This is a genomic window from Maridesulfovibrio pacificus (SeqCode) (assembly GCF_048612815.1).
Classification (GTDB): domain Bacteria; phylum Desulfobacterota; class Desulfovibrionia; order Desulfovibrionales; family Desulfovibrionaceae; genus Maridesulfovibrio; species Maridesulfovibrio pacificus.
Genome location: NZ_JBLZNE010000001.1, coordinates 3,736,624 through 3,745,535 on the forward strand (window position 1 = coordinate 3,736,624; position 8,912 = coordinate 3,745,535).

The following is an 8,912-nucleotide window of genomic DNA, read 5'->3' on the forward strand; positions in this document are numbered from 1 at the left end:
TTTGCGGGCGACTGCGCTGGTGCGGATCATGAATCCGAAGGTCAATATCCCGGCAACCAGTGCTTTGGATGCTTTGGTTGCAAACGGCCGGGAGCAGGGGCTTGAGGCAGGAGCCAACGTAGTAATGCCTTCGGTTACACCTGAGTCCGTTCGTTCAGAATACAGTATTTATCCCGGGAAGAACTCATCAGCCGATTCTGTTTTGAAAAATGTTGTCCAGATGCAGCGGAGATTGAAAATAGCGGGTTTCCATCCCTCCTCCACTCGCGGCCAGTCTCCGCTGCGGACAATAAAGGACAAGGAATGTACCCATGCGTGACAAAGCCTCAAGAGGCGAGCATGGATACTCAATTAAAGATTGTACAAACTCATGTTCGGAGTCGGGCTTAACTGCATGTCCGGCTTGATGTGTTTCATTGCTAAGCGGCGGACATCGTCCATAGTCTTTGCCGTGGCGAATTTGGCTTGCAGGCTGTGTCCAAATCGGAAATTGGCTGCAAAATAGGCCATGAAAGCTTGAATCGTTTTATGCCTCTGATGGGATCGAATTCCTGCTCCAAGGCTGTAGCCAGACGCAGAACGTAGTCCTGAAAAATATTGTCGTCCGGTGTGAATCCGGTTGTCCATTGGGCAAAAATCCACGGGCGGGCCACAGCCATGCGGCCTATGGATATCCCATCACAGCCCGTTTTATCCAGCATATCCTGACAGTGCTGCGGGGTTGTTATATCTCCATTGCCAAAAACAGGGATGGAGACCGCTTCCTTGATATAGCGGATGTGGTCAATGTAGGGCGGACGGGTTCGTTTGTCCGGGGCGACTCGCGGGTGGAATACAAGACAGTCGGCTCCAGCGGCTTCAAGGTCTTTAGCCAGAGCCACTGCCGGTCCGATTCCCTGGACCAGCCGGTGCGAAATTTTACAAACACCGGAATAGACACGGCTTTACGCACTGCTTCCACTATGGCAACCGCCTTGTCCGGTGTCTTAAGCAGAGCTGCTCCTGCCTCGCGTTTGATCATTCCCCGTGCCGAGCATCCCATGTTGATATCCACGCCAAAGAATCCTTCGCGTTCCACTCGTTCTGCTGCAATCACCATTTCTTCCGGTTCTGCTCCAACTATCTGACATACAAGACTGGGAAGTTCCCATTCGTGCCAGCTGAAAACAGGCGAAATTCTGGGGTTTTCTGTCGGTACAGCCCGGGCGCTGCACATTTCAGTAAAGGCCAGTCCGCAGGAACCATAGTGTGCCAGCACCTGACGAAAGGCAGTGTGAGTCAGGCCGGCCATGGGAGCCAACCACAACCTGTTGGGGATGGATTTCCCGCCAATGGTAATGGGGGTGCCGAGCTGGTCCGCCAGTTTGGGTAAGTGGGTAGGAATTGATTCGGTCATGTAATCTGTAAGGCTGTTTTTATAGGTGTCACGGAATGCTGACTTCCGTATCCTGTTGTTGCATATCGGGCAAGTCTTGCGGTATCTGAAAAATTAACTATCACCGGTCAATTTATACTCAGTAAAAAGTTGGTAAGTTTCGTTCGTGAGTAGAGAAGAAAAGAGTCCTCACAATGTGTTAAGCCATTGTGAGGACTCTTTTTGTCAGGAAATTTTGTGTTTGTGACCGTATAATGAGTTTTTATTGACACCTATACCCCGTATGGGTATATTGACATAGAAGAGTTGGATAAAAATGTCTCTTTGCTTTCACAAAAGGTGAGGGGATGTTATGGGTTAAGAAAATAATTTTTTTGGAGGTTTGTAATGAATCGCAAGGTAATAGGAACTCTGATCTGTGTTCTTATGGTTCTGTCCATGGCCAGTATGGCTGCTGCTTTCGGTGACGGTAATGCTCGCAAGGGTAAATTCCTTTATCGTAAACACTGCCGTTCATGCCACGGCGCAACTGCATCCGACTTAAGTCCCAGCACTAAGACACAGGCTGAATGGACTGCCATGTTTTCTGACACTTCCAAGATCCCTTGTTCCTCTGATTGGAACAAAGTCAAAGAAAAAGACATCAACGATATTTTCACCTACCTGCATGATTATGCCAAGGATTCCCCGTCCCCGGCAAAGTGCAGCTAGTGTCTAGTTAACAGTAATATTTATGTGCGGCGGAAGACCTGATTCCGTCGCACTAATCTAAACTCCTTTCCACTTGATCAACATGGAGGTGGAAGTGGCTAAAGACAAGACCAGGCTTTCCCGCCGCGACTTTTTCAAGGCCTCCGGGATGCTGGCCGCTGCCGCAGCCGGGAGTGTCCCCGCACTGGGCGGACTCGAAGCGGCGTCCGCACAGACAACTAATTCATCGGGTAAATGGGAATCGGCTTTTTCGGCCTGTGATATGTGCTTCAACAAGTGCGGCTGCATCGTCCGTGTTCAGGACGGTGTGGTCAAGAACTTGATCCCAACCCTAAATTTTTGAAATCCAGAGGCATGCTCTGCGCTCGCGGCAATGCCGGTGTCGCACAAATGTACGCCCCTGACCGTCTAAAGTATCCCCTTCTGAGAAAGGGCGAGCGCGGTGATGGCAAATGGCAACGCATTCCGTGGGATGAAGCCATCGATATGATGGCGGAAAAGATGCAGGATATCCGTCAGAAGTATACCCCCTGTGGGCATCTCTTTACTGCCGGAGCCGACCTGCAATCTCAATTTGTAGGCCGTTTTGCCGAAGTCTACGGATCATACAATGTGACTTCCCACGAATCCCTCTGCCTGCTCAGCGGGAGCCGTGCCTTTCTTGATACCTTTGGCGAAGTTCCTTTCGCTGATGTTCTCAACAGCAAATATATCATCATGGCCGGAGCCAACCGTTTTGAAGCATTGGTAACTCCGGATTCCATCGATCTGATGACCGCCATGCAGAAGGGTTCCAAGCTTGTGGTGCTTGACCCGCGCTATACCAAGACCGCAGCACTGGCGGACGAATGGTATCCCATCCAGCCCGGTACGGATATGGCCTTCATGCTCGCGCTGGCGCATGTCATCATTAATGAAGATCTTTATGACAAGAAATGGATCGCCGATAAGACCTACGGCATTGAGCAGCTCCGCGAACATGTGCAGAAATATGATCCCCGTTTTGCAGCTGAAGAGTGTGGTATTCCCGCACAGGACATCGCCCGCATAGCCCGCGAGCTGGCTGCTGCCGCCCCGGCGTCCATGATCTATCCCGGCCGCCGTACTTCCGACTACAAGAATTCCACGCAGGTCCGCCGCAGCTTTGCCATTGTGAACGGGCTGCTCGGAAACTGGGACCAGCCCGGAGGTCTGCTTGCTGCACGTGAAGTGGGACTCAAGGGCGTTCCTTACGATGCTCCTTGGTACGATGATAACCCCGATGACCGCATCGATGCCCACAAGGTGCCCATGCTGTTCGAGCATGACGGCTCGTTCGTCATTACGCGCGACGCAATACTTGAAGGTAAGCCGTATCCCATCAAAGGCTGGTTCGTATACAAGACTAATCCCATGGGAACAGCACCCAACCGTGCCAAGACTATCGAGATGTGCAAGTCTATGGAATTCATGACAGTTGTGGATATTGCCATGAGCGATACCGCATGGATGGCCGATCTCGTGCTGCCTGCACCAAGTTATCTTGAGCGTCAGGACCCGGCTTCCGGTCTTCAGGGGTCGGTAGCCTGTGCTTGTGTGGTGCAGCGCGATCCTGTGGTTCCGGCACTCTATGAGTCCCGTCCGGTTTTCGATGTGCTCAAGGATGTGGCAGGCAAGCTGGAACTTGGCGAATACTTTGATTTTACCATTGAGGAATATCGTAAGCAGCAGTTGCGTGAGCTGCCCGGAGCAGCTGAAGCCTTCAAGAAAGACGGGGTCTATTACAACCCCAGTAAGGTTTACGGCATTTATGAGGACCGAGTTTACAAAACGCTGAGTAAAAAGGTTGAACTTTACAACCAGCGCTACGAAAAAATGGGCGTGGACCCCACATCCCGGTTTACACTCCGCCTGCCAAGCCGCCTAAGAACAGGTTCCGCATGGTTGTGGGTCGCAGTGCATCGGTTACCCAGACCTCATCCCAGAACAACACGGTTCTGCACCAGCTTACCGGACCGAACACCCTTTGGCTGAATACCAAGGCTGCTGACAAGCTGGGCATCATGCCCGGAGATCTGGTCGAAGTAGCCAGTTCCGTCGGTAAGGGTGAACTCAAGGTGGAAATCACTGACGGCATTCTTGAGGATACCGTGTATATGCTTTCCGGTTTTGGAACTTTGTCTCCGCAACTGAGCCTCATCTTCGGTGAAGGAGCCAGCATGGCTGCCGTATTGCAGGAAGGATATGATGAAATCTGCGGTAACGCGGCCCTGCACGAAACATTTGTTTCCGTAACAAGGAAGGTGGCCTCATGAGTAAGACAGTACAACTCGCAATGGTCATCGATTCGTCAAAGTGCATAGATTGCAAGGGCTGTATGGCTTCCTGCAAGGTCGCCAACGATGTGCCGGACGGTCAGTGGCGTAACTGGATCAAGGCTTCTGTGCCGGACTTTGCTTCCGGTAAACCGAAGACCCATTTCCAGCCCGGCGGCTGCATGCATTGCGACAATCCAACCTGTCTCAGGCCTGCCCAACCGGGGCGACATTCAAAGACAAGACAGACGGTACCGTGCGTATCGACACATCTCTGTGCATCGGTTGCGGCAACTGTATGCCCGCTTGTCCCTATGATGCGCGTTTCCGTAATGAAATTACCCGCAAAGCCGATAAGTGCGACTTCTGTGCTGATCGCCGTGCGCAGGGATTGCTCCCCGCATGTGTGGACACTTGTCCCACCAAGGCCCGGGTTTTCGGTGACATAAACGATCCCGACTCTGAAGCTTACAGACTGCTTCAGGAAAACAAGAAGGGCAAGCTGGTCCGTGTGATCAATGCCAAGTCGGATACCAAGCCGAACATGATCTATCTCGGCGAAACCGCTCCGCTGGAATGGCCAGTGGAAGCGAGAATGCCTACTGCAATGGATGTACTGACCACCATGGGCAACCCTGTGGTTAAGACCGTGGTCGGCCTTTCAGGACTCGGAGTGGCGGTTATGCTGGGCCGTCAGCTTCTGGTCGGGTCCGATGAACATGACGACTCCCGGAGCAAGGGAGGTGATGCCTAATGAGTCAGAGACAATACAAGCGGCATGACCGCTCGGACATCTTTATCCATTGGTTTAACGCAGTCTGCTGGTTCCTTTTGCTGGTAACCGGACTGGGACTTTTCGGTAACCCGGAAATTGATCCGCTTGGCTCAGGTTATCCGGCCTTTATGCGTTCATTGGTTGGCGGAGGCGGAAATCTGTTGATCATCCATGTCACCCTGGCCTCATCTGGGCTGGTGGTTTGCTTTTGTACATGCTGGTTAATTTCAAGGGAGCCATCTTCTTTTTGAAGGAAATCTTCATGGTTGATCCGGACCGTGACATAACCTGGATGATCCGCAAGATGATCCTTATGACCGCTGGGCCTAAATTGCTGGGCAAGAATTCCGAACTGCCCGATCAGGGGTACTACAACATGGGCCAGAAGGCTTTTGCACAGGCTTCAGTTGTGGGTGGTGTCGTGATCGTGGTGACCGGAATCCTCATGTTCCTGTCCGACCGAACCCTTGGTGCGGAACATATGGCTTTGGTCAGTTGGTCCATCACTCTGCATTATCTTGCCGTTGGTCTGGTCTTCGCAGGTCTGCTGGTCCACATTTACATGGCAGCCATATCACCGGAAGAAAAGCCCGGATTCCGTTCCATGTTTACCGGACATGTTCCCGAGGATTACGCCAAGCATCACCATAAACTCTGGTACGAGCGGGTAAAAGATAATCCTTCGTCTGAAGTGTAGAATTAGACAGAAGTATTCGAAGCGGCGAAGCCTGATGAAAAGTTTTCAATTCTGAAACCCTTTTTTAAAAAGATTTTTTTAGCCGCCGGAGGCAAATATTTAGAAGAAAGCGCGCAGCGCATCACAATAAAAAGAGCAAAGGGAGAATTACATGAGGAAAATGCAGTTTTTCAAGGTAGTGGTACTGGCACTGTGTCTGGCGATCATCGCCGCACCGGCCATGGCTAAAGACGTTGTCCCCAAGAGCAAAATGCAGGACTGGATGTACAAGGATATGGTCGATACCGACTTTATTGCCAAGTACGCTAAAATGCCCAAACCTGAAGGCGTGATGATCATTGACTCCCGTCCTTACAAGGGCAAATACATTCTCGGATACATTCCTACTGCTGTTTCCATCCCGGATTCAAAATTTGACGAGATGACCGATAAGCTGCCCAAGGATAAGAATACCCTGCTCATTTTTTATTGTCAGGGCCTTAAATGCAAATTGAGCCACAAATCCGCCAAGAAAGTTGTAAAGCTGGGCTATAAAAATGTAAAAGTATACCCCTATGGGTATCCCGGCTGGATGAAATCCGGTCGCTACGGCGGTATCGGCCTTGAAACTGTTGCCGAGATGATGGCTAACGGCGACCCTTACATGCTGATCGATGCCCGTCCAACCAATAAGTTTCTGGCAGGTTCCATTCCGTCAGCTATTTCCATTCCCGATTCCAAGTGGGCTAAGCGCACTGGCCTGTTGCCCGCAGATAAGAAAAATACCAAGCTTATCTACTTCTGCGGCGGCTACAAGTGTAAGCTGAGCCACAAGTCTGCCATCCGTGCAATGGGTATCGGCTATAAAAACGTGCATGTTGCCGAAGCAGGATATCCCGGTTGGAAGAAAATGTTCGGTGCATCCGGTGCTGTTGAAGTTAAGTCCGGCGGCGAAGAAGGCAGTATCGATATTGAGCAGTTCAAGAAGATTGTTGCTGAAAATCCGAACTCCATCATGTTGATCGATGTTCGTGATGCGGATGAATACGCACAGGGTCATATCCCCAGTGCTGTGAATATGTCAGTGGACATGCTTGAGAAGAAGATAAAGACACTCTCCGCTGATAAGCCCATCGTGTTTCTCTGCACAACCGGAGCACGCAGCGGTGAAGCTTCTGCACTGACCTTGGACATGCGTCCTGATATTAAGAAAGTATCCTTGAAGCTGAAACCGATTTCCATAAGGACGGTTCCTTCACCATTCATACCCCTAAGAAATAATCAGTAATCAGGGCCGGGACTTAGGTCTCGGCCCTTTTAACTCCGGGAGTAACAATGATCCGGATGCGGATTTCCATCACAACGTTCTTTGTGATCCTGATTATGCTCTCGACCGTGCAGGTTCGGGCGGAACAAGAACGTCCAGTCTGGTGGAACGATGTGCAGAAGGAAGCTGACCGTTATGGCTATAAGCTGTTGGACGGACCGGGAGTTGAAAAGAAATTAAAAGAAGTTCCCGGTATTATGCTGCTGGATGTGCGGGCAGAATACGAATTTGAAGGCGGGCATATTCCCGGTGCCCTGAACATGGAATTTGAACTTGGCGAAGACCAGTATTTTTCCAAGGGAAAAAAAGCCACCCCGGTGCAGTTACTCAGCGATTTAACCGTCGGTGATTATCTACTGCCGCAGCTTCAGGTGACTGCGCGGTTCATTGCGGCTCGCCGTGCTGCGCGCCTTGGCTATACAAATATTTACCGTTATGCTGCGGGATGGTTCGGCTGGCTTGAGGATCATCCACCGGAAAAACAGACGGTAGAACTGAAGATTATTCCAGATATGAATTTTGCATTCTCCGGCAACGCTGAAGAGCGCTCTTATCTTGGGTTAGACAAAGGGAAGAGCGACCTTGATCTGGCATCACTTGATGCGAAATACTTCCTGCTACTGCTGGTGGAAGAAGGACACGCTGAAAACGCACAGGCGGTACTTAGTGTTGATGCTGCGCGCAGGGAATTGGAATGCTGTACCCCGGACATGCTGTTCATAACTGTCGGGTTCGGCATGAACCGTCGCGAAGCAATACGTTTCCACAAGATCAACAATGCCGGAATTCCCATGCTTGCTGATCCCGTGGAACACAGTGGGGCTTTAGAAGGGGAGCAACTTCCTGTCGTATTCATGTTGAAAAAGGAAGATGATGCTTTTGCGGTAATGTTTGTCTGTAATGATCTGGTTTCCGGACCGGCACCGCTGGTTAAAAGAATCAACGATGCCCTTAGCGGAAAACCCGGACGAAAATGTATTAGGAGGAAGTAACTTCTTCCAGCATGGAAACCAGCAGTTCAGATGCTGTAATGTAAAATTTAATGGCATCGCTGCCAGTCAGCTTTTCATTTAATTTGCGGACCCAGACCAGCTTTTGTGCTGCAAATTCTCTGGCCTGCTTGAGGGAGTCCTCATCGTTTCCGCCCCAGCCGTTGGCCAGCAGTACGTATAGGTATTCCAGCTCAATGCAGAGATGGTCCATGGGTTCGGAAGCCTGTTCCCCGGTGGGGGCAAGCCCTGCTGCTTCGAGAAGTTTGCTCATGGCAACATGGGATTCGCCCATAACTCTGCCGGAGCCCTTTTCGTAGCATGATTCATAAAGCGGAGCGACAATCCCGTCCCGACTATTGATGAACAACCTTACGTATTCGGATTCAAGCTCGGCACAAAAAGTGTCGGTGACATCCGGGTAGGATGTTTCGAGATTTTTCAGTGGTCCTGAAAGGGATTGCAGCGATTCCGTTGAAAGTGTAGCCAATGCGGGCAGACCTTCGTCCAGAAGTGCGGCACATTCTTCAGGGTTTATCCCCCGAAAGATAATGGCACACAGCTCAATACAGTTGAGCAGGCAGACCTGATCAAGGTTTTCTTCTTCGGACGTTGGTGTGTTGGTGTTTTTATCAGTCATCCGGGGACTCTACTTAATCTCTCATGCACATACAAGATCAAGGAGCACGTTATGCCCGAATCCGCAGCAGAACAGGAAAAAATTAAAATTGATGTCCTCAAGCGCATGAAGCGTATCGAAGGACA

The 8,912-nt window shown here is 50.7% G+C and carries 8 protein-coding genes and 3 pseudogenes; 8 read left to right on the forward strand and 3 right to left on the reverse strand.

The features are described from left to right. Positions 1–28 precede the first annotated feature (28 nt). Positions 29–319, forward strand: coding sequence for a hypothetical protein (locus ACNI23_RS17335; protein WP_420250535.1), 291 nt, complete (start codon positions 29–31; stop codon positions 317–319). 100 nt (positions 320–419) lie between these two features. Here ACNI23_RS17335 and ACNI23_RS17340 read toward each other — a convergent pair whose 3' ends face one another. Continuing rightward, a complete protein-coding gene (locus ACNI23_RS17340; RefSeq protein WP_420250536.1) occupies positions 420–881 on the reverse strand; it encodes a tRNA-dihydrouridine synthase in 462 nt (153 codons plus the stop codon). A gap of 68 nt (positions 882–949) precedes the next feature. Further along, positions 950–1,396: pseudogene (locus tag ACNI23_RS17345) on the reverse strand (tRNA-dihydrouridine synthase); the annotation flags it as partial. Between the two features lie 366 nt (positions 1,397–1,762). On the opposite strand from ACNI23_RS17345, the gene ACNI23_RS17350 reads away from it, so the two are divergent. From ACNI23_RS17350 to ACNI23_RS17380, 7 genes and pseudogenes are all read left to right on the forward strand, one after another. Further along, positions 1,763–2,086: a c-type cytochrome gene (locus tag ACNI23_RS17350; RefSeq protein ID WP_420250537.1), complete on the forward strand. Its 324-nt coding sequence runs from the start codon at positions 1,763–1,765 to the stop codon at positions 2,084–2,086. A gap of 82 nt (positions 2,087–2,168) precedes the next feature. Next, positions 2,169–4,380 (forward strand): annotated as a pseudogene (locus tag ACNI23_RS17355) (molybdopterin-dependent oxidoreductase). Then, positions 4,377–5,134: pseudogene (locus ACNI23_RS17360) on the forward strand (4Fe-4S dicluster domain-containing protein). Before ACNI23_RS17355 ends, ACNI23_RS17360 begins: the two co-directional pseudogenes overlap by 4 nt. After that, positions 5,134–5,406, forward strand: coding sequence for a hypothetical protein (locus ACNI23_RS17365; RefSeq protein WP_420250538.1), 273 nt, complete (start codon positions 5,134–5,136; stop codon positions 5,404–5,406). Before ACNI23_RS17360 ends, ACNI23_RS17365 begins: the two are co-directional and overlap by 1 nt. Continuing rightward, entirely contained in the window at positions 5,370–5,852 is a 483-nt protein-coding gene (locus ACNI23_RS17370) for a cytochrome b/b6 domain-containing protein (RefSeq protein ID WP_420250539.1), read from the forward strand. Before ACNI23_RS17365 ends, ACNI23_RS17370 begins: the two co-directional genes overlap by 37 nt. A gap of 151 nt (positions 5,853–6,003) precedes the next feature. After that, positions 6,004–7,119 carry a rhodanese-like domain-containing protein gene (locus ACNI23_RS17375; RefSeq protein ID WP_420250540.1) on the forward strand — a complete coding sequence of 372 codons (1,116 nt, stop codon included), beginning with the start codon at positions 6,004–6,006 and terminating at the stop codon, positions 7,117–7,119. 47 nt (positions 7,120–7,166) lie between these two features. Then, positions 7,167–8,150 carry a rhodanese-like domain-containing protein gene (locus ACNI23_RS17380; protein WP_420250541.1) on the forward strand — a complete coding sequence of 328 codons (984 nt, stop codon included), beginning with the start codon at positions 7,167–7,169 and terminating at the stop codon, positions 8,148–8,150. Here the strand turns inward: ACNI23_RS17380 and ACNI23_RS17385 are convergent. After that, the gene (locus ACNI23_RS17385; protein WP_420250542.1) at positions 8,137–8,787 is read right to left on the reverse strand and encodes a TorD/DmsD family molecular chaperone; all 651 of its coding nucleotides are present in this window, start codon (positions 8,785–8,787) and stop codon (positions 8,137–8,139) included. The two genes, ACNI23_RS17380 and ACNI23_RS17385, sit on opposite strands and share 14 nt — an antisense overlap. Positions 8,788–8,912: the final 125 nt, after the last annotated feature.

Excerpts from the sequence above, each read along its gene's own strand:
- ACNI23_RS17370 (WP_420250539.1), top strand. The coding sequence starts at position 5,370 with ATGCTGGTTAATTTCAAGGGAGCCATCTTCTTTTTGAAGGAAATCTTC.
- ACNI23_RS17380 (WP_420250541.1), top strand. The coding sequence starts at position 7,167 with ATGATCCGGATGCGGATTTCCATCACAACGTTCTTTGTGATCCTGATT.
- ACNI23_RS17335 (WP_420250535.1), top strand. The coding sequence starts at position 29 with ATGAATCCGAAGGTCAATATCCCGGCAACCAGTGCTTTGGATGCTTTG.
- ACNI23_RS17375 (WP_420250540.1), top strand. The coding sequence starts at position 6,004 with ATGAGGAAAATGCAGTTTTTCAAGGTAGTGGTACTGGCACTGTGTCTG.
- ACNI23_RS17350 (WP_420250537.1), top strand. The coding sequence starts at position 1,763 with ATGAATCGCAAGGTAATAGGAACTCTGATCTGTGTTCTTATGGTTCTG.
- ACNI23_RS17385 (WP_420250542.1), bottom strand. The coding sequence starts at position 8,787 with ATGACTGATAAAAACACCAACACACCAACGTCCGAAGAAGAAAACCTT.
- ACNI23_RS17365 (WP_420250538.1), top strand. The coding sequence starts at position 5,134 with ATGAGTCAGAGACAATACAAGCGGCATGACCGCTCGGACATCTTTATC.